General features: G+C 68.5%; 19 protein-coding genes. 10 read left to right on the top strand and 9 right to left on the bottom strand.

Features of this window, described 5'->3' with window-relative positions; all coding sequences use genetic code 11:
• Nucleotides 1-11: 11 nt before the first annotated feature.
• Nucleotides 12-1,190 carry an NAD(P)/FAD-dependent oxidoreductase gene (locus BLP38_RS01915; RefSeq protein WP_091352111.1) on the bottom strand — a complete coding sequence of 393 codons (1,179 nt, stop codon included), beginning with the start codon at nucleotides 1,188-1,190 and terminating at the stop codon, nucleotides 12-14.
• A gap of 104 nt (nucleotides 1,191-1,294) precedes the next feature.
• On the opposite strand from BLP38_RS01915, the gene BLP38_RS01910 reads away from it, so the two are divergent.
• Both BLP38_RS01910 and BLP38_RS01905 read left to right on the top strand, forming a co-directional pair.
• Nucleotides 1,295-1,807: an adenylyl-sulfate kinase gene (locus BLP38_RS01910; protein ID WP_091352109.1), complete on the top strand. Its 513-nt coding sequence runs from the start codon at nucleotides 1,295-1,297 to the stop codon at nucleotides 1,805-1,807.
• Nucleotides 1,808-1,913: 106 nt separating this feature from the next.
• A complete protein-coding gene (locus tag BLP38_RS01905; protein ID WP_091352107.1) occupies nucleotides 1,914-3,230 on the top strand; it encodes an HNH endonuclease signature motif containing protein in 1,317 nt (438 codons plus the stop codon).
• Nucleotides 3,231-3,379: 149 nt separating this feature from the next.
• Here BLP38_RS01905 and BLP38_RS01900 read toward each other — a convergent pair whose 3' ends face one another.
• Both BLP38_RS01900 and BLP38_RS01895 read right to left on the bottom strand, forming a co-directional pair.
• Nucleotides 3,380-3,796, bottom strand: a complete 417-nt coding sequence (locus tag BLP38_RS01900) for a YciI family protein (protein ID WP_091359438.1) — start codon at nucleotides 3,794-3,796, stop codon at nucleotides 3,380-3,382.
• A 92-nt stretch (nucleotides 3,797-3,888) separates the two neighbouring features.
• Entirely contained in the window at nucleotides 3,889-4,530 is a 642-nt protein-coding gene (locus BLP38_RS01895; RefSeq protein WP_091352105.1) for a TetR/AcrR family transcriptional regulator, read from the bottom strand.
• A gap of 180 nt (nucleotides 4,531-4,710) precedes the next feature.
• Here BLP38_RS01895 and BLP38_RS01890 point away from each other — a divergent pair, with 180 nt between their 5' ends.
• From BLP38_RS01890 to BLP38_RS01860, 7 genes are all read left to right on the top strand, one after another.
• Nucleotides 4,711-6,372, top strand: a complete 1,662-nt coding sequence (locus BLP38_RS01890; protein ID WP_091352103.1) for an ABC transporter substrate-binding protein — start codon at nucleotides 4,711-4,713, stop codon at nucleotides 6,370-6,372.
• A gap of 87 nt (nucleotides 6,373-6,459) precedes the next feature.
• Nucleotides 6,460-7,284, top strand: coding sequence for an ABC transporter ATP-binding protein (locus BLP38_RS01885; RefSeq protein WP_091359434.1), 825 nt, complete (start codon nucleotides 6,460-6,462; stop codon nucleotides 7,282-7,284).
• Nucleotides 7,281-8,090 carry an ABC transporter ATP-binding protein gene (locus BLP38_RS01880; RefSeq protein ID WP_091352101.1) on the top strand — a complete coding sequence of 270 codons (810 nt, stop codon included), beginning with the start codon at nucleotides 7,281-7,283 and terminating at the stop codon, nucleotides 8,088-8,090. The genes BLP38_RS01885 and BLP38_RS01880 overlap by 4 nt, the downstream gene beginning before the upstream one ends.
• The gene (locus tag BLP38_RS01875; protein ID WP_091352098.1) at nucleotides 8,087-9,166 is read left to right on the top strand and encodes an ABC transporter permease; all 1,080 of its coding nucleotides are present in this window, start codon (nucleotides 8,087-8,089) and stop codon (nucleotides 9,164-9,166) included. Before BLP38_RS01880 ends, BLP38_RS01875 begins: the two co-directional genes overlap by 4 nt.
• A gap of 2 nt (nucleotides 9,167-9,168) precedes the next feature.
• Nucleotides 9,169-10,182, top strand: a complete 1,014-nt coding sequence (locus BLP38_RS01870) for an ABC transporter permease (RefSeq protein ID WP_091352095.1) — start codon at nucleotides 9,169-9,171, stop codon at nucleotides 10,180-10,182.
• Entirely contained in the window at nucleotides 10,179-12,419 is a 2,241-nt protein-coding gene (locus BLP38_RS01865) for a glycoside hydrolase family 3 N-terminal domain-containing protein (RefSeq protein ID WP_091352092.1), read from the top strand. The genes BLP38_RS01870 and BLP38_RS01865 overlap by 4 nt, the downstream gene beginning before the upstream one ends.
• Nucleotides 12,420-12,446: 27 nt before the next feature.
• Complete coding sequence (locus BLP38_RS01860) at nucleotides 12,447-13,238, top strand: nucleotidyltransferase domain-containing protein (RefSeq protein ID WP_091352089.1); 792 nt, start codon at nucleotides 12,447-12,449, stop codon at nucleotides 13,236-13,238.
• On the opposite strand, the gene BLP38_RS01855 is transcribed toward BLP38_RS01860, so the two are convergent.
• The 3 genes from BLP38_RS01855 to BLP38_RS01845 are packed head-to-tail and all read right to left on the bottom strand — an operon-like array spanning nucleotide 13,231 to nucleotide 16,338.
• Nucleotides 13,231-14,124: a carbohydrate ABC transporter permease gene (locus tag BLP38_RS01855; RefSeq protein ID WP_091352087.1), complete on the bottom strand. Its 894-nt coding sequence runs from the start codon at nucleotides 14,122-14,124 to the stop codon at nucleotides 13,231-13,233. The genes BLP38_RS01860 and BLP38_RS01855 overlap by 8 nt on opposite strands.
• A 1-nt stretch (nucleotide 14,125) precedes the next feature.
• Nucleotides 14,126-15,052 (bottom strand): carbohydrate ABC transporter permease, encoded by a 927-nt coding sequence (locus BLP38_RS01850; protein WP_091352085.1) that lies wholly within the window; start codon nucleotides 15,050-15,052, stop codon nucleotides 14,126-14,128.
• 5 nt (nucleotides 15,053-15,057) lie between these two features.
• Nucleotides 15,058-16,338: an extracellular solute-binding protein gene (locus BLP38_RS01845; RefSeq protein ID WP_231916587.1), complete on the bottom strand. Its 1,281-nt coding sequence runs from the start codon at nucleotides 16,336-16,338 to the stop codon at nucleotides 15,058-15,060.
• 125 nt (nucleotides 16,339-16,463) lie between these two features.
• Here BLP38_RS01845 and BLP38_RS01840 point away from each other — a divergent pair, with 125 nt between their 5' ends.
• Entirely contained in the window at nucleotides 16,464-17,129 is a 666-nt protein-coding gene (locus BLP38_RS01840; protein WP_197672425.1) for a TetR/AcrR family transcriptional regulator, read from the top strand.
• Here the strand turns inward: BLP38_RS01840 and BLP38_RS01835 are convergent.
• Genes BLP38_RS01835 through BLP38_RS01825 form a run of 3 tightly spaced genes read right to left on the bottom strand, consistent with a single transcriptional unit; the run spans nucleotide 17,126 to nucleotide 19,610 of the window.
• The gene (locus BLP38_RS01835) at nucleotides 17,126-17,599 is read right to left on the bottom strand and encodes a hypothetical protein (protein ID WP_091352082.1); all 474 of its coding nucleotides are present in this window, start codon (nucleotides 17,597-17,599) and stop codon (nucleotides 17,126-17,128) included. The two genes, BLP38_RS01840 and BLP38_RS01835, sit on opposite strands and share 4 nt — an antisense overlap.
• Nucleotides 17,600-17,634: 35 nt before the next feature.
• Nucleotides 17,635-18,348 (bottom strand): response regulator, encoded by a 714-nt coding sequence (locus tag BLP38_RS01830; protein ID WP_091352079.1) that lies wholly within the window; start codon nucleotides 18,346-18,348, stop codon nucleotides 17,635-17,637.
• Nucleotides 18,345-19,610 carry an ATP-binding protein gene (locus BLP38_RS01825; protein WP_091352077.1) on the bottom strand — a complete coding sequence of 422 codons (1,266 nt, stop codon included), beginning with the start codon at nucleotides 19,608-19,610 and terminating at the stop codon, nucleotides 18,345-18,347. Before BLP38_RS01825 ends, BLP38_RS01830 begins: the two co-directional genes overlap by 4 nt.
• Nucleotides 19,611-19,632 lie beyond the last annotated feature (22 nt).

Genomic DNA, 19,632 nt, shown 5'->3' with positions numbered 1-19,632 from the left:
CTGGCACAGGGTCAGCCGATACGGGTGCGGAGGGCCTCGGCATCCGTCTCGCCGTCGACGAGCACGGCACGCGCGAGGTCGCGAGCATCCTCGACGTTCCACAGCAGCACGCCGATGGGCGCGCCGTTCTCGTCACGGTAGTAGACGACCGTGCGGTCCTCGTCGAGATCGACGACGAGCGGATCCTTCTCGGGGTCGAGCGTGCCGACCGCCTCCCATCGCACGCCGAACACGGCCGAGTAGAAGTACGGGGTGTGGGTGTACGGCAGCCGCTCCCCCGCCATCGACCGGCCGACGGCCGCGCCCTGCTCGTTCGCGTTGTCGACGTGCTCGACCCGCGTGCGTCCGAGGATCGGGTCGGGGTAGGACGCGATGTCGCCCGCTGCCCAGATCGCGTCGTCGTTCGTGACGAGGTGCTCGTCGACGACGACACCTTCGTCCACCTCCAGCCCCGCCTGTTCGGCGAGGTCGGTTACAGGGTCGACGCCGAGTCCGAGCACGACGATGTCGGCGGGGCGCTCCTCGCCGCCTTCGAGGGCGACGTGCAGGCGGTTGCCGGCGGTCCGGACCTCCTCCACGCGGGCACCCGGAATCAACTCGACGCCGGCGTCACGGAAGAGCTGCTCGTAGCGCGTCGCGAGCGCTGGCGGGAACGTGCCGTCGCCGAGGACCTCGGACGGGAAGACGAGGTCGGTCTCGACGCCGTTCTGCACGAGCGCCGCCGCGATCTCGGCGCCGATGTAGCCGCCGCCGATGACGACCGCACGCCCGCCGTTCGCGGCGAGGTCGCGGAGGCGCCGGTAGTCGTCTGCCGAGCGGAAGAACAGGATGCGGTCGTCCTCAGGCACGGGGATCTCGCGGGGTTTCGAGCCCGTCGCGATGAGGAGTCGACGGTAGCCGAGGTCGTTGCCCTCGCCGATCGACACGGTCTTCGCGTCGCGGTCGATACCGGTGACGAAAGTCTCCAGTCGGATCTCCGCGCCCGTCTCCTCGGTGCCGAGCGGCACCTGATCCCACGTGAAGTCGGGGTCGGTCCAGAGCTTCTTCGACAGGGCCGGACGCGTGTACGGCGGATCGACGTCCGCGCTGAGGATGCCGATGGTGCCGTCGGGATCCAGTTCCCGGATGCCGCGGGCCGCCGCATCCGCCACCATTCCGCCACCGACGATCAGATAGTCGTACGTCCGCATCACACGCTCCGTTCGCATCGTTTCGGCCACGGTATGTCGGGGCGTCGGGGTGCGGCGCGGGGTTGCGGGATGCGGCCACGGCCGTTAGGTCGAGAGGATGAGGGATGCACACCGACGTGATCTTCATCGGGGGGCGCTCCGGAGTGGGCAAGTCCTCCGTCGCGGCCGAGGCCTCCCACCTGCTCGCGCAGGCGGACATCCGCCACGCCGTGATCGAGGGCGACAATCTGGATCAGGCTCATCCTCAGCCGTGGCGCAGCGGCATCCCCCTCGCGGAGCGGAATCTCGCCGCCATGTGGGCGAATTATCGTGAGGTCGGGTATTCGAGGCTCATCTTCACGAACACCGTCAGCGTGCTGCAGGTCGCCGAGCTGGAGGCTGCTCTGGGCGGTGACGTGCGGTCGACGGCGGTGCTGCTGACGTCGACGGATGCCGTCGCCGCGGAACGCCTTGCCAAGCGAGAGATCGGGACGGCCCTCGAGGAACACGTGGCCCGAAGCGCCGCGGCTGCGCGGCGGTTGGACGTCGGTGCCCCGGATGCCGTACGGATCGCGACGGATGGGCGAGCGGTCGCCGAGATCGCGCGCGTTGTGCTGGAGCGGGCGGGTTGGATGTAGGACCTTTCGTCGGATGAGTGGTTTCTCATTATCGGATCTGTCCACGGGCTGTTGATTCGGCGCTTTTCGGGGTCGGAATGTCCGAGGTTGGTGCGAGAGTCCAGGTATGACGGAAGCAATGGAAACCCCCGGTAGCGAGACGTATCTCGCCGCCCTAGCGGGGATTCTTGCGGACGTTGAGGACGCGGGTCGTGTCATCGCTTCCGGGCAGATCGCGGAGCTTCGCGTGCTTGCGGCAGCGGGGCGGTTGGCAGAGGCGCAGGGCGTTCACTCCGACGCGAATGTCCTTCTGCACGACATGGCCCTGCGCTCCATCTCGGCCGAAGTCGCCGGGACGATGCGGATGACCGACCGGACGGTGCAACGACGCATCGGGGAAGCCCGAGTGACGATCGAAGGGTTCCCCGCGGCAGTAGCCGCATGGGAAGCGGGCCGGATCGTCCGCGGGCACGTGAGCGCGATCGTGGATGCCGGAGTGAACCTGCCCGCGGAGATGTGGGCGGAGTTCGAGGCGATCGCGATCGAACGATGCGAGGGTCAGACGCCGAACCGGGTGCGGGGTGAGTTGGAGATCCTGGCGTACCGGATGCACCCTCGATCGTTCGCGGAACGACACGAGAAGGCGACCGCGGGTCGATGCGTGCGACTCGTGCCGGGACGGGATGGAATGAGCGATCTGATCGTGACCCTCCCGACGGTAATCGTGGAAGGGATCCACGACCGGCTCACGCAGCAGGCACGCGCGATCATCGACACCAGAGTGGAGCGGGCGACCGGCTCGGAGGTCGTCGCGACCGACGCGCGCACGACCGATCAGGTCCGCGCTGATGTGTTCGCCGACCTCCTCCTCGCAGGGACACCGGCCTTGGATGACACGCGCGACACCACCGCGGGTCCGCTCGGCGCGATCCGCGCGAGGGTGCAGGTTCTCGTCCCCGCCGCGACGTTGACCGGGCACGACGACGGGCCGTGCGACCTGACCGGCCGCTCGCCGATCGACCCCGCGACCGCCCGCACGCTCGCCCGTGACACCAGAATCTGGGAGCGCCTGTTCCACGACCCCACCACCGGGGTCACCGTGTCGACCGACTCGTACCGGGTCCCCTCCGGAATGCGCCGGTTCCTGCAAGCCAGGGACCAGCACTGCCGGTTCCCCGGATGCCGCGTCGCCGCGATCCGCTGCGAGATCGACCACACCCACGACCACGCCCTCGGCGGGAAAACAGAACTGAGCAACCTCGCCCACCTCTGCCAACGGCATCATTCGATGAAGCAATTCACCGCCTGGCGGGTGCGACAACTGTCGGGTGGGGTCCTCGAATGGACCTCACCCCTCGGCAGGACCTACAGAGAAGACGCACCCACACCGGCCGTCGCCTTCACCCCTGCCGCCACACGACCCGCAGACCCGGCACCCTTCTGAGGCGACGCCGAACCTCGCAGTCGCGAGCGCGAATCACGACCACGCGCCACCGCTCCACGCGAGCACGCGGGCCGGGCGAGTCGAGACCCGACAGAGCGCACGAATCTCGTGCGAAGCCCGGTCGCCCACGTGGGGCGCGACGCATCGGCTCACGCGCCCTGCTCTTCGCGCCAGCCCTTCTCCTTCTCGATGTACTCGTTGTCGGCGAAGTCCGCGAAGTCGCTCTCGTCGGTCACCCGCCGCACCTCGAGCTTGCTGCCCGGCGTCAGCGGTGCGCGCTTCGCCCACTCCAAGGCCTCCTCGGCGGTCCCCGTCTGCACGATCCAGAACCCGTTGAAGAGCTCGTGGACCTCGCCGTAGGGGCCGTCGCTGACCACCGGCGTCTCGCCGTCGAAGTCGACGACATACCCCGGCTCGGGCGCGAGGCCGTCGCCACCGACGAGAACGCCGGCGTTCATCATCGACTCGTTGTACGCGCCCATCGCATTGATGACCGCCTCGAAATCGGTCTCGGCGAAGGCCTCTGCCGCAGCCTGCGTGCTCCGCATGATCAGCATGTGCTTCATGGTCATCTCCTGAGTTCCGGGGGACGCTTTTCGTCCCTCTCACTATCGCGTCGAACAAGTGCGATCGGAATCGACATCGACGCCGAACAAACTCAGGCGGGTTCCGCCAGGACCGACGGACGCGGCTCGATGACGGCGGCCACGATCGCCTCGATCGCGAACTCCGACGCCCGCCCCAGGTCGACCGCCGTCGGATCGAGCAGCCACTGCACCTGCAACCCATCCATCACGGCGAGGATCGCCGCCGAGCCGTGCGCGATCGAGCCGGGATCCGTGATGCCTCGCTCCTCGCAGACCCGCTCGAACGCCTCGCGCAGGTCCTTTCGCAGCACGGTGTACCGGTGCTCGAAGTACGCCCGCCCGGGGTGGTCGTCGGTGACCGACTCCGCCGACAGCACGGCATACGCCTGCACGATCCCGGCCCGCTGCATGTTCATGATCGCGGTGTGCACGAGGTGGCGGAACAGCTCCATCCCGCCCGGGATGCGCCCGCCGTCCAGATCGACGACATCCGTCTGATCCCGATGCTCGAGCACGTCGAGCAGCAGCTGATCCTTCGACCCGAAGTGATGGAGGATGCCGGCGTGCGTCATCCCGACCTGGTCGGCGATGTCCTGCAGGGTGCCGTTCGCGAAGCCCTTGGAGCCGAAGATCTCCTGCGCCGCGTCGAGGATCTCTCGACGACGGACGAGCGTCGCGGGACGCGACTTCGTCTGGTGTCGGCTGTCGACCATGATCTGCCTTCTTCCCCGCGTGCGGATCAGATCATACGCAGATCGCGACGCCCGCATCACTGGAGGGTTGTGAACTTACTTACTTGATTGTAAGTTTTCCCATGCAATCACACTCAGCGCCGAGTGGCACTCCTTCGGAGGTCTGTTCGCGGCGCCGGGACCACAGATGAAGGAGAAGCAATGAGGCTGAAGACCTCCCTCGCCGCCGCCGGTCTCACCGCGGCACTCATCCTCACCGGCTGCGCCGCCGGCGGAGGAAACAACGACTCCGGGAACCAGGGCTCCGGAGCCGCTCTCACGATCGCGAAGCCCGACGGCGCGATCACCACGGAATCCCACAACCCCTATCTCGGCGACTCGGCCGGCTCGCGTTACGGCTACTCGAAGGTCATCTTCGAGCCCCTCGCGCTCGTCAACCCGACCGGAGACCTCGGCACCACCCCGTGGCTCGCCGAGAAGGTCGAGTGGAACGACGACTACACCCAGCTCACCGTCACGCCTCGCAGCGGCGTGAAGTGGAGCGACGGTGAGGACTTCACCGCCGACGACGTCGTCTTCACCTTCAATCAGTACCTGAGCGGCAAGCTCACCGACACCGGCGCTCTCGGCGTCACCGAGGTCACCGCCGACGGCGACACGGTCGTGCTGACCTTCTCGAGCTCGAAGTTCACCTCGCAGGGCCGCGTCCTGCACACCCCGATCGTCCCGGAGCACATCTGGAAGGACATCGAGGACCCCAACACCGACCCCCTGACCGATGAGGGCAAGCTCGTCGGCACCGGCCCGTACGTGATGTCGAACTGGTCGACCGAGTCCGTCTCTCTCAAGGCGAACCCCGACTACTGGGGCGGCGACCTCGCCGTTCCCCAGTTGAACTACGTTTCCTACGGCGACAACGCCGCGCTCACCACGGCGCTCGTGTCGGGCGACGCGGACTGGGCTCAGGCCTTCATCCCGCAGGTCCAGGAGAGCTACCTCTCCGCCGACCCGGACAACGTGTTCCTGGTCTCGCCCACCCCGGGCGCCGGCACGCTCTTCATGAACCTGCAGAAGAAGCCCTTCAACGACCCCGCACTGCGCGAGGCGCTCGCCTGGACGATCGACCGCGAGGCCTACGTCGACATCGCCCGAGAGGGTGCGAGCGAGGCGATCTGGAACAAGACCGGCCTCAGCTCCGTGCTCGAGAGCGAGATCATCGACGAGTACAAGGACGACAACTACTCCGTCGACGTCGACAAGGCCAAGGAGGTCCTCACGGACGCCGGCTACACCTGGAACAGCGGCACGCTGACCGACCCCGACGGTGAAGCTGTCGAGTTCTCGGTCTCCGTCCCCGCCGGCTGGAGCGACTGGAACACCGAGCAGGCCCTCATGTCGGAGGAGCTCGAGAAGGCGCTCGGCATCAAGGTCAACGTCGACCAGCCCGATTTCGGCGGCTGGGACGCCGGCAAGCAGGAGGGCAACTTCGACGCGATCATCCACTGGCTCGAGGACACCGGCAACGCGTACGGCCTGTACACGTCGACCATGGACCCGAAGTGGATCGTCGACGGCAAGGCGTCGTTCAACTTCGGCCGCTTCGACGACCCCGCGGTCACCGAGGCGCTGAACACCTACGCCAACGCTGCCTCGGATGACGAGCGCGCCGAAGCCGGCGCAATCCTGCAGAAGGCGTTCGTCGAGAACGTCCCCGCCATCCCGCTGGGTGCCCACCCGCTCCTCGGTGAGTTCAACACCCGCAACTACGTCGGCTGGCCCTCCGAGGACGACCAGTACGCCGCGGGTGACCCGACGCAGGTCGGCGTCGTTCAGATCCTGACGAAGCTGAAGCCCAAAGAGTAATCCGATCGACGGTGGGACGGATGCCGCATGGCCCGCGGCATCCGTCCCGCTCCCCCTGCTCACCTCCACGAAAGCGAGCACGCACCGATGCGCGATTCGTTACTGTCCGTCGACGACTTCTCGGTCGTCTACGACGTCGACCCCCCGGTCGAAGCCGTCACCCATGTCAGCCTCGAGCTGCGCCGCGGCGAGATCCTCGGCCTCGCCGGCGAGAGCGGATGCGGCAAGACCACGCTCGCCTACGGCGTCCAGCGCCTGCTCAAGGCACCCGCCGTCATCTCGAGCGGATCGGTCACCTTCCGCGACGTCTCCGGCGAGGACATCGACGTCAACTCGCTCGATCCGGAGCAGATGCGCCGCTTCCGCTGGGACAAGATCTCGATGGTCTTCCAGGGAGCGATGAACGCCCTGAACCCCGTCGCCACGATCGGGTCGCAGCTCGCCGACGTCTTCGAGGTGCACCGCCCCGACATGAACCGGGCCGCACGCCGTGACGCGGTGAACGAGCTGCTCGAGATCGTCAAGGTCGGTGCCGCCCGCAGCCGCTCGTACCCGCACGAGCTCTCGGGCGGTATGCGCCAGCGCGTCATGATCGCCATGGCGCTCGCGCTCCGCCCGCAGCTGATGATCATGGACGAGCCCACCACGGCGCTCGACGTCCTCGTCCAGCGCGAGATCCTCAAGCAGATCTCGCAGTTGCGCCACGAGTTCGGCTTCTCCGTCATCTTCATCACCCACGACCTGCCGCTGCTGCTGGAGATCAGCGACCGCATCGCCATCATGCGCAAGGGCGAGATCGTCGAGATCGACACCGCCGAGCGCATCTGGACCGCCCCGCAGCACGAGTACACGCGCACGCTGCTGTCCTCGTTCCCGCGACTGACCGGTGAAAGGGGGGTCGTCGTCCGATGACCACACTCGAATTCGACAGCGTCACGAAGATCTACCACGTCCGCGGTGCGGGTCAGATGAAGGCCCTCGACGACGTGTCCTTCACCCTCTCGTCCGGCCAGACGATCGGCCTCGTCGGCCAGTCCGGCAGCGGCAAGTCCACGATCGCGAAGATCCTCACCCAGCTCGAGACGCCCACGAGCGGCGAGGTCCGCCTCGACGGGAAGCCCATCCCCCGCCGCGGCAAGGGCCTGCGGGACTACCGGCAGCAGCTCCGCATGGTGTTCCAGGACCCGTTCGCCTCCCTGAACCCGTACCACTCGATCCGCCATCACGTCGAGCGCCCTCTGCGCCTCGACAACGTCGTCCCGAAGAAGGAGGTCGAGGACGAGGTGCGCCGCCTCCTCGACCGCGTCCGGCTCGATCCGGACTCGGTCATCGACCGCCGACCTCACGAGCTCTCGGGCGGGCAGCGGCAGCGCGTCGCGATCGCCCGGGCCCTGGCATCCCGTCCTCGCCTCCTCGTCGCCGACGAACCGGTGTCGATGCTCGACGTCTCGATCCGCATGGGCGTCCTGAACCTCCTCGCCGACCTGCAGCGCGAGGAAGGGCTCGGGGTGCTCTACATCACCCACGACCTAGCCACCGCACGTCACTTCAGCGACGAGATCCTCGTGCTCAACCAGGGCAGGGTCGTCGAGAGCGGCACCGCCGACGACGTGATCCTGCGTCCCCAGAACCCGTACACGCAGGAGCTCCGCGCTGCGTCCCCCGACCCCGAGAGCCACTTCGCGTCGGCTCCGGGACTGCCCGGAGGTGCCCGATGACCGCCGTCGAACCCCAGCTGCCCGTCGAGACGTCCGACGCGCTCGAGGTCGGCACCACCGCGACCACCGCCGTGAAGGGGCGCTCCCGCATCCCGTGGCGCTTCCTCGGCAGCCGCGCCCTGTTCTACCTCTTCACGCTGTGGGCGGCGATCACGATCAACTTCTTCCTGCCCCGCCTGATGAAGGGCGACGCGGTCGATCAGTACCTCGCCCGCAACCGCAACGTCACGCCCGAGGCGGCCGACGCGCTCCGCGCCCTGCTCGGCATCGACACCGACAAGTCGATGTGGCAGCAGTACGTCGACTACTGGGGCCTGATGGTCCGCGGCGACCTCGGCGTCTCGCTCCTGCACGGCCTCCGCCCGGTCGGTGAGGTCATCAGCGCGGCCCTCCCCTGGACGGTGGGGCTCGTCGGATTCGCCACGATCATCTCGTTCCTCATCGGCACGATCGGCGGCGCCATCATCGGCTGGCGTCGAGGGAGCCGCTCCGAGGTGATGATCCCGATCACGACCTTCCTCAGCACCATCCCGTACTTCTGGCTGGGGCTCCTCGCCATCGCCCTCTTCTCGGTCAACCTCAAGTGGTTCCCGATCGGCAAGGCGTACGGCGTCGGCTACTCGCCCGAGTTCACCCCGGAGTTCATCGGGCAGGTGATCCACCACGGCACGCTCCCGGCGGTGACGATCATCATCGCCTCGCTCGGCGGCTGGATGCTCGGCATGCGAAACATGATGCTCACGGTCCTCGACGAGGACTACATCACCGTCGCGCAGGCCAAGGGCATGCCGAACTCGCGCGTGCTGTGGCGGTACGCCGCCCGCAACGCGGTCCTCCCCCAGATCCAGAGCTTCGCGCTGTCGATCGGCTTCATCGTCGGCGGCACGATCGTCATGGAGATGGTCTTCAGCTACCCCGGCGTCGGAAAACTTCTGCTGGATGCCACGAACGGCAAGGACTACGCGCTGATGCAGGGCGTCTTCCTGGTCATCACGCTGTCGGTGCTGGTGGCGAACATCCTCGCCGACATCGCCTACGCGTTCCTCGACCCGCGCACCCGCCAGACGGAGGCCTGACCATGACCACCACCGCCACCATCCGCATGGCCCGCACCGAGGACCCGACGCCCAACACGTTCTGGGCCCGCCTGGGGTCGGCGTTCGCGATGTTCCGCAACGCCAAGTCGATCACGGGGCTCGCCATCCTCGGCTTCTTCGTCCTCATCGCGATCTTCGCCGACGTCCTCGCTCCGTTCTCGCCCACCCAGGTCGACAACACGGCGCGGTTCCAGCCGCCGTCCGCCGAGCACTGGCTGGGCACCACCCACATCGGCGAGGACGTGCTCAGTCAGGTCATCCACGGCACGCGCGGCGTCATCGTCGTCGGCTTCCTCGCTGCGATCCTGGCCACCGTCATCGCCATCGTCGTGGGTGTCGTCTCGGGCTACGTCCGCGGGTGGAAGAGCGAGGGCCTCTCGGCGCTGACGAACGTGTTCCTCGTCATCCCGGGTCTGCCGCTCATCATCATCGTCGCCTCGATGTTCGAGGAGCCGCCGCTCGTCCTCATCGCCGCGGTCCTCGGGATCACCGGCTGGGCGTGGGGCGCACGCGTCCTGCGCGCGCAGACGATGTCGCTCCGGAACCGCGATTTCATCCAGGCCGCCCGAGCGAACGGCGAGCCGCTGCGCCGCATCATCACCGTCGAGATGCTGCCGAACCTCATGGCGCTCATCGCCGCGAGCTTCGTCGGCACCGTGACCGCCGCCATCCTCGGCCTCACGACTCTGTCGTACATCGGCGTCATCCCGGTGAACACGTACAACTGGGGCACCATCCTCAACTGGGCGAGCGCTCAGGGCGCATTCCGTCAGAACCAGTGGTGGTGGTACCTGCCCCCGGGGCTCTGCATCGCCGCCATCGGTGTGGCACTGTCGCTCATCAACTTCGGCATCGACGAGTACGTGAACCCCCGCCTGCGCTCCGCCGGCGAGCGGGCCCGCGCGATGAAGAAGAAGGGCCTGAACGTCAACGACGCCGTCACCGCCGTCCGCACCGTCGAGGTCCCCGCCACCCGCCGGAAGGCCCGCGAATGACGACCGTCGACACCGCTGCCGCCGCCTACCTGGATGCCGCTCTGTCAGTCGAGGAGCGCGTCGCCGACCTGCTCGGGCGCATGACGCTCCCCGAGAAGGTCGGGCAGATGATGCAGTTCGACGCCCGCGAGGACCTCGAGCACATCGTGCACGAGCGTCACGCCGGCTCGATCCTCCACACGTCCCCCGAAAAGGTGCTCCGCGCCGCGGAGCTCACGGCACAGACCCGGCTGCGCATCCCGCTGCTGGTCGCGGAGGACTGCATCCACGGACACTCGTTCTGGGAGGGGGCGACGATCTTCCCGACACAACTCGGCATGGCCGCGTCCTGGGATGCGGACCTCATCGAGAGCGTCGCGAAGGCGACGGCGGCCGAAGTGGCGGCCACCGGCATCCATTGGACCTTCTCCCCCGTCCTCTGCATCGCCCGCGACCTCCGTTGGGGGCGCGTGGGCGAGACGTTCGGCGAGGACCCGTTCCTCATCGGCGAGCTCGCCTCGGCGATGGTGCGCGGCTACCAGGGCGACGGCCTCGACGACCCCGACGCGATCCTCGCGACCGCGAAGCACTTCGCCGGGTACTCCGAGACCCAGGGCGGCCGTGATGCGAGCGAGGCCGACATCTCTCGGCGCAAGCTCCGCTCCTGGTTCCTGCCGCCGTTCGAACGCGTCGCGCGGGAGGGATGCCGCACCTTCATGCTCGGCTACCAGACCACCGACGGCGTGCCGATCACGGTGAACGACTGGCTGCTCAGCGACGTGCTCCGCGGCGAGTGGGGTTACACCGGCACCCTCATCACCGACTGGGACAACGTCGGTCGCATGGTGTGGGAGCAGAAGGTGCAGCCCGACTACGCGCACGCCGCCGCGGCCGCCGTGAAGGCCGGCAACGACATGGTCATGACGACGCCCGGCTTCTTCGCCGGTGCCCTCGAGGCTGTCGAGCGCGGGATGCTGGCCGAGGCCGACATCGACCAGGCGGTCTCGCGCATCCTGTCGCTCAAGTTCCGCTTCGGGCTGTTCGAGAACCCGCGCCTTCCCGACCGGGAGCGCATCGCCACGGTCATCGCGCAGGGCGCCCACACCGACCTCAACCTCGAGGTCGCGCGGCGCTCGCTCGTCCTGCTCCGCAACGACGGCACGCTCCCTCTGGCGCCCGCGACGCGACGGATCGCCGTCGTCGGCCCGCTCGCCGACGACGCGCAGACGCAGCTCGGCGACTGGGCGGGCTCGTCCGGACAGGTCGACTGGATGCCGGATGGCCATCCGCGTGCGCAGATCACGACGGTCCTCGACGGGCTGCGCGAGCTCGCGGGCGCGACGGCCGAGTACGCGCCGGGTGCGGAGATCCTCCGCCTCGCGGACGACCCCGCAGGTGTCTTCCCCGACGGTCAGCCGCGACCGCCGATCGTCGCACCGAGCGAACCGGATGCCGCGCAGATCGCCGAGGCGGTCGCTCTCGCTGAGCGATCCGACGTGGCCATCGCCGTGGTCGGTGACCGGATCGAACTCGTCGGCGAAGGCCGGTCGACCGCGACGCTCGAGCTCGTCGGCGGCCAGCGGGCGCTCCTCGACGCCCTCGCGGCGACGGGCACGCCGCTCGTCGTCGTGCTGATGGCGTCGAAGCCGCTGATCCTGCCGGAGTCGGTGCGCGAGGCATCCGTCATCTGGGTCGCGAACCCGGGCATGCAGGGCGGACGGGCGATCGCGGAGCTACTGCTCGGCGAGATCGAACCCTCCGGGCGCCTGCCGATCTCGTTCGCGCGGCACGCCGGTCAGCAGCCGACGTACTACAACCAGATCCGCGGCCAGCACGGCGACCGCTACGCCGACCTGACGCAGCAGCCGGCGTTCGCGTTCGGCGACGGCCTGACGTTCACGACCGTCGAGTACGGCGACGCGGAGGTCCTGACGCCCGTCGTCTCGGCCGGTGACACGGTCCGCGCACGGATCACGCTCCGGAACACGGGGGATCGCCCCGCACACGAGATCGTCCAGGTGTACGTCCGCGATACGGTGACCTCGGTGAGCTGGGCCGACAAGGAGCTCAAGACCTACCGCCACGTCGATGTCGCCGCCGGTGCCGACGCCACGGTCGAGATCGACCTGCCGGCATCCGACTGCACGATTGTGGATGCCGCCGGCCGTCGCATCGTGGAACCCGGGGAGTTCGAGCTCCTCATCGGGCCGTCGTCCCGCGACGAGATGCTGCGGGCGGTCTCGTTCGAAATCCGCTGACGCGACGGCTCTCGCTATCGTCGAGGTATGCGCGCCATCCCCGCCGACCTCGATCCGGACGTCGTCGCCGAAATCGATCGTCGACTCGCTGCGGTGTCGCGGGACCACGATGTCGAGATCCCGTGGGCGATCGAGAGCGGCAGCCGCGCGTGGGGATTCCCCTCACCCGACAGCGACTACGACTGCCGCTTCATCTTCGTACGGCCGCGCGAGCAGTATCTGACGCTGTGGCCCGAGCGCGACGTGATCGAAACCCCGCTGGACGCGGTGTTCGACGTCAACGGCTGGGATCTCGCGAAGTCCGTGAAGCTGATCGCGAAGGGCAACGCGACGGCGATCGAGTGGCTCCGCTCTCCCATCGTCTACACGGGCGACCCGGCATTCCGCGACGGCCTGCTCGATCTCGCCGACCGCATCGTCGAGCGCGGGGCGGTCGGACGTCATTACCTGCACGTCGCCCGGCAGCAGCGGGCGGTTAAGCCCACCCTCAAGCGGTTCTTCTATGTCCTCCGTCCTGCTGCCGCCCTGAGATGGCTCGAGGTCCATCCCGCGCAGGCTGTCCCGCCGATGGACCTCCCCGCCCTGATCGAAGAGGGTGACCTCGACGACGATGTGCGGACTGCGGTGCACGACCTCATCGCCCAGAAGGCACAGACTCGCGAGCTCGGTGCGGGGACCCCGCCGGCGATCCTCGACCGCTTCGTCACCGCGCAGCTCGACCGGGCCGAGGTGTACGAGGACGCCGCGCCGGAACGGGACGGTGCGCTCGTCCGGTCGCTCGCGGACGAGTACTTCCTCTCGTTGGTTCGACCTACTTGAGCCCCGTCATCGTGATGCCCTGCACGAAGTAGCGCTGCAGGAAGAGGAACAGCAGCAGGATCGGTGTCACGACGAGCACGGACCCCGCCATGAGCAGACCGTAGTACGTGCCGTTCGACCCGACGGAGTAGAGCGACAGCGCGACGGGCAGCGTGTACATCTGCTCGGTCTGGGCGATCACGAGCGGCCAGAGGAAGTTGTTCCACGATCCGAGGAACGTGAGGATCGCGAGCGTCGCGATCGGCGGGCCGCACTGCGGCAGCACGACCCGCAGGAAGATGCGCCACTCCCCCGCGCCGTCGATCCGCGCCGCCTCGATGAGCGCGTCGGGGACACCCATGATGAACTGCCGCATGAGGAAGACGCCGAGCGGTCCTGCCAGGAACGGCAGGATGAGCGCCGGATACGTGTTGACGAGCCCCATGTTCGCCACGAGGACGAACATCGGCACGAGCGTGACGACGCCCGGCACCATGAGCGTTAGCAGCACGAGGCCGAACAGCACCTTCTTGCCGGGGAACTCGAGCTTGGCGAGCGCGTACGCGACCATCGAGCAGAACACGATGTTGCCGACGACCACCACGAGCGCGACGACCACCGAGTTGAAGAAGAACTGCCCGTAGTCCAGCTGCGTCAGCCAGCGGGAGTAGTTGTCGAGCGTCGCCTGCTCGGGCCACCACGTGATGGGACGCTGGAGCAGCTCGCCCTGCGTCTTGAAGCTGCCGAGCAGCATCCACATGAACGGGGCCAGCGTGACGATCAACCCGATCGTGAGCGCGAGGTAGGTGGCACCCCGCGACCAGCTCACCGATCTCCGCCGCCGGCGGGGCGCGGCATCCGTCGTCACCGCGGCCTTGTCGGGCTCGGTCACCGTCGTGATCGCCATGTCAGTTGTCCTTCGATCGCAGCAGCCGGAACTGCACGGCCGACAGCGCCGCGATGAACGCGAACAGCACGTAGGCCGCCGCGGACGCGAGCGAGTAGTCGCCGTATCCGAACTGGTTGTAGACGTAGTAGCTGATGGTCAGCGTCGAGTTGAGCGGTCCGCCTTGCGTCATGACGAACGGCTCCTCGAACACCTGCAGGAACCCGACGGAGAGCAGGACTGCGCCCAGCAGCAGCGTCGGGCGCATGAGGGGAAGCGTCATGCTCGTGAACCGTCGCCACGCGCTCGCGCCGTCGACCTCCGCGGCCTCGTAGACGTCCCGCGGAATCGCCTGCAGCCCCGCCAGGAAGATGATCATGAGCGTGCCCATGTTGCGCCATGCGCCCATGAGGATGATCGAGGGCATCGCCCAGAACGGGTCGTTCAACCAGTCCGGTCCGTTGATGCCGACCCACGACAGCACCGTGTTCAGGAGCCCCGAGTCCTGCAGGATGAACTTCCACACGACCGCGACGGCGACGATCGAGGTCACGACCGGGGTGTAGAACCCCACCCGGAAGACGCTCCGGAACTTCTCGATCCCGGAGTTCAACGCGACCGCGAGCAGCAGGCCGAGCGCCATCGTGAGCGGGATGCCGACGCCGACGAAGTAGAACGTGTTGACGATCGATTTCACGAACAGCTCGTCCTGGAACAGCGCGACGAAGTTGTCGAACCCGATCACGTTCACCGAGAACGGCGAGCGCAGGTCCCGCACCCCGAGGTCGGTGAACGACATCGCGAAGGATCCCAGCAGCGGGCCCAGCATGAAGACCGCGAAGATGACGAGGAACGGCAGGGCGAACAGCCACGCCACCACGGCGGTGCGGCGCCGCTGGGCGGCGAAGCCTCCTCGCCGCCCAGCCGCACTCGTCGAGACGAGCGCCACGACGCCTACCAGCCCGTGCCGAGGGATTCGGCCTTGGCGACGATGGCGGATGCCGACTCCGCCGCGCTGCTGCCGTTGGCGACCTTCTCCGCTTCGGTCTCGATGAATGCCGACATCTCGTTCCAGCTCGGCACCGACGGCGGTGCGACGGTGTTCTCGAGCTGGTCGTTGAGGACCGACAGGCGCGGGTCGGAGGTGAACGGCTCGGAGTCGAGCGCGGAGGTCACGGCCGGGAGGGCGTTGACCGTCTCGAACCACTCCTGCTGCGTCTCGGGCTCGGACAGCCAACGGATCAGCTTCCAGGCTCCGTCGGCGTTCTTCGCGTCCTCGAACACACCCAGGTGGCCGCCGCCGAGGTACGAGTCGTTGTTGTCCGTGCCGGCAGGCACCGGCGTGGTGAGGACGTTCTCGTCGACCCACTCGGGCGACTCCTGGTCGCCGAGCACGCCCACCATCCAGGGACCGGAGATGAAGGTCGGGTTCGATCCGTTCGCGAACGCGGCCGTCTGCGCGTCGCCGTAGCCGGACATGGGCGCGAGCCCCGCGGTGAAGAACGAGGCGTAGTAGTCGAGCGCCTCAGTCAGGGCCGCCTCATCCCACGCGTAGGCGTCACCGGCGTCGTTCAGGACCTCGCCGCCCGCCTGCGCGTAGAACGGCAGGATCACCTGGGTCGAGTCCTCTGCGTCGCCCATGGGGAGTTGGATGCCGTAGTCGGAGCCGTTCGCCTTCATCGCTTCCGCGAAGGTTGTCAGGTCGTCCCACGTCTTCGGCGCCTCGACACCCGCCTGTTCGGCGAGGTCCTCCCGGTAGTACATGACACGCGTCTCGACGTACCACGGCACCGCGTAAGAGGTGCCTTCGACCTCGGTCGATTCGAGCGCCGTCTCGTTGAACGACTCCTCGTCGACGAGGTCGCCGGGGACCTTGGCGAGGCCGCCCGCGGCGACCATCGACGGAAGGAGCGACGACCCGATCATGATCGCATCGGGCACCGTGCCGGCGGCGACGGCGGTCTGATACTTCGTCATGACGTCGGTCCACGGGATCGACGTGACGGTCACCTTCGCGTCGGGGTTCTCCTTCACGAATCCGTCCGCGAAATCGGCGAGGTTCTCGCCCTCCTCACCCATCGCCCACACCTCGATGGTCCCCTTCGCCGCGGACTCGTCGACTGTCGCGGCCTCGCCGCCGCCACCCTGACCGGCATCGTCCGCCCTGCCGCACCCGGCGAGAGCCAGCATTCCGACCACACCGATGGCACCGAACGCGAGTGCCCTGTTCCGCATCTTCACGGGATCCTCCTCATCGAGTCTTGACGCCGCAGCAGTTGACGGGAAAAGTAACTTAGCAACTGCTCGCTTAGTTTGTTGAGCATAGACTGACGGCAACCGACCTCGCAAGAGAGCAGGCCATGAGCAACGCAGCCGAAGACACGCCCACCGACCTTCCCGGCCGACCCGACCTCCGTCGCGTGCGCGGGGACAAACGGCGGACCACGATCGTGGAGACCGCCGTCGAAGTGTTCGGCGAGCAGGGCTACCGCGGCACATCGCTGCGCGAGATCGCGCGCCGCGTCGGCATCTCGGACGCGGGCCTCTTGCACCACTTCGGTTCCAAGGTCGGACTGCTTGCCGCAACCATCGCGGCGCGCGACGAGATCGACCGCGCACGCCGCGAGGAGTCCGAAGCCGCCGGCGTCAGCTTCGTCGACACGATGCGCGAGCAGGTGGCGCGTAACACCCGCTCCCCCGGCCTCGTCGCCCTGCATGTCGTGCTCTCCGCCGAAGCGACCGACCCGCAGCATCCCGCCCACGAGTCCTTCCGCGATCGCTACCGCGCCCTCCGGCACCAGGACGATGAGTCGTTCTCACGGTTGCAGGACGAGGGCCACCTGAGGAACGACCTCGACGCGGAGCGAGTCGGTCAGCTCGTGACGGCGATGATGGACGGCCTGCAGCTGCAGTGGCTTCTCGATCCGGACGCCGTCGACATGGCGAGGCTGTTCGAGGACTTCCTGCACCTGCTCGAGATCCCGGCCCCGGGCCAGGGCGATGCCGCGGAGAGTCGCTCCGGTTAATCCCGGGTGAGCACCTCGGGGGACGCATCGTCGAATCCGTCGGACAGCTCGACCCGCGTCCACGGCACCGGCGCCTTTGCGAACACCGGTTCCAGCACGCGCCACATCTCGTCGGCGTCCGCACCGACGAAGAACACGTCGTAGCCACCGGCGCCCGCACCATTGCCGTCGATTTGACCGACGCCGGCATCGACCAGCGCCTCGTCGGCGGCGAGCTCGGTCTCGAAGAGCGCGTCCATCAGGTCGATGTCGAACTCGTCCTCGCGCGCCTCGAAGGAGACGGTGACCCAGGCGTCCTCATCGGCCGGGTCCGGCTCCTCGATGATCTCTGCGGACGTGTCCGGATCCGACCCCCCAGTGACGTCGGACAGCTGCATCTGCAACAGGGAGCTCGGTGAGCATGCGCTCAGCGCCACGCCTGCCGCCAGGAACAGCATCGCGGCGGGCAGGCGGAGGGCGCGAGAGACCATGTCGCGATCGTATCGGCCACGGTGGCCCCTCGACCTCACCCGGGAGCGAGGCGGTACAGCACCTCCGGGCGTCCCCGCTTGCCGTAACGGTGCGACACGGCGATCGCGCCGGATTCGGCCAGGTGCGTCAGGTACCGGTGTGCGGTCGCCCGCGACAGGTCGCACGACGCGGCGACCTCGGCGACGGACCGCCCGGCCCCGGCATCGAGCGCGGTCAGCACGCGTTCCAGCGTCGGGGCGGCGAGTCCCTTCGGCAATGCCCGAGCCCCGCGGGCAGGCGCCGTGACGGTGCGGATGCCGCCGGTCGCCAGCAGCCGATCGATCTCCGCCTGTGCGAGCGGACGCTCGCGCCCGGCATCCGCTCTCGCGTCGCGCTCCTCGCGATACCGCTCGAGTCGCTCCCGCAGCGCGGGCTCGGTGAACGGCTTCACGAGGTACCCGACGACCCGACCGGCGAGCGCCTGACGGACGGTCGTCTGATCCTGCGACGAACTGATCACGAGGACGTCCGGTCCACCGTCCGCGACCGTCCGCAGCCGGTGCAGCACCTCAACTCCGCTGATGTCGGGCAGGCGCATGTCGAGCAGGACGAGGTCGACCCCCGAGGAGCCCTGGGCGAGGGCTTCCCGCCCCGTGCCGGCGGATCCTGCGACGACGAACCCGGGCACGCCGTCGACGAATCGGCAGTGCAGGGCGCGCGCGCCCCGGTCATCATCGACGACCAGCACACGGATCGCCTGCCCGCTCACACGCGCTCCATCTCGAAGGCGAAACGCGCACCGCCGAGCGCGGACGAACCGACCTCGATCGTGCCGCCGCGGGATGCCACCGTGCGCCGCACGGTATCGAGGCCGTACCCCCGCCCGAAGCCCGACGGGTCCGTCTTCGTCGAGAACCCCTGGCCGAAGATGCGACCGATGACGGCCGGATCCACCCCCGGACCGTCGTCGTCGACGGCCCCGATGAGGCGACCCTCGGCCTCGCGCAGCACGCAGCGCACCCGCCGCGCGCCGGCCTCGCCCGCATTGCGGCACAGGTTCGCGACGACCGACACGGCACCGTCGTCGAGGTCGCCGTCGAGCGCGAGGTCGAACTCGGCCTGCGCGCCGAGTTCCAGCAGCTCGGCACGCACGGCGTGCACGGTCGCGGCGGCGACGGGTTCTCCAGCGTCCTCGGCGCCGGCCGCGGTGCGCACCGGGGCGACCTCCTCGATGTAGCCGAGCGCCGCTGCCGTGTCGCCGTGCGAGACGAGCCCGTGGACGACGTGCAGTCGCGTGCCGAACTCGTGCGCCTGCTCGCGGAGGGCGGCGGTCGTCCGCCGCATCTGCGCGTTCTCCGCAGCGACCGCATCCGCCCGCCGGAACCTGCGCTCGACCGCGGTCGTCAGCGCGGAACTCGCGAGCGACGCGACGACGAGCGCGCCGATCCCCCACGGCAGCAGTGCGCCGAGCGCGGCGTCCCGGTCCGCCGCGATACTCGACTCCAGCACACCGACGGCGACCATGCCGACCACGACGCCGCCGTCGTCCCGCACCGGCACCTTCGCACGCAGCGACGGCCCCGAGGCGCCCCGCTCGGTGCCGAGGAACGTCCCACCCTCCAGCACGGGCCCGTTCGTGGTCTCGACCTGCACGCCGCGCTCGGAGGCGAGCGGATGCGTGATGCGGACGCCCTCGTCGTCGGTGATGACGACGTAGTAGACGCCCGCGGACTCGACGACGAGCTCGGCGAGCGGCTGCAGCGCCGTCGTCGCCGCGGCGAGATCGGCGGCGTCGGCGAGATCGCCCGGGCGACCGGCATCCGTCACCGTCGTCAGGGTCGTCCGGACCTCGGCGAGATCCGCGAGGCTCCGGGCGACGGCCATGACCCGCTCGGCCGTCGCCTCGCGGATCGTGCGCTCCTGCACCGTCATCGCGACCGCGACCGTCGCCGACAGCGCGGCGAGCGTCACCACCGAGGGCAGGACGAGCAGCGCGAGCCGGAGCACGCGGGGCCGCCGCGGAGACGCCATCGTTCACCACTCCCGTCCATGC

Origin of the sequence: Microbacterium sp. LKL04 (assembly GCF_900102005.1) — a bacterium.
GTDB lineage: Bacteria > Actinomycetota > Actinomycetes > Actinomycetales > Microbacteriaceae > Microbacterium.
The sequence above is the reverse complement of the archived record's forward strand: the minus strand, read 5'-3'. Positions and strand labels throughout refer to the sequence as shown.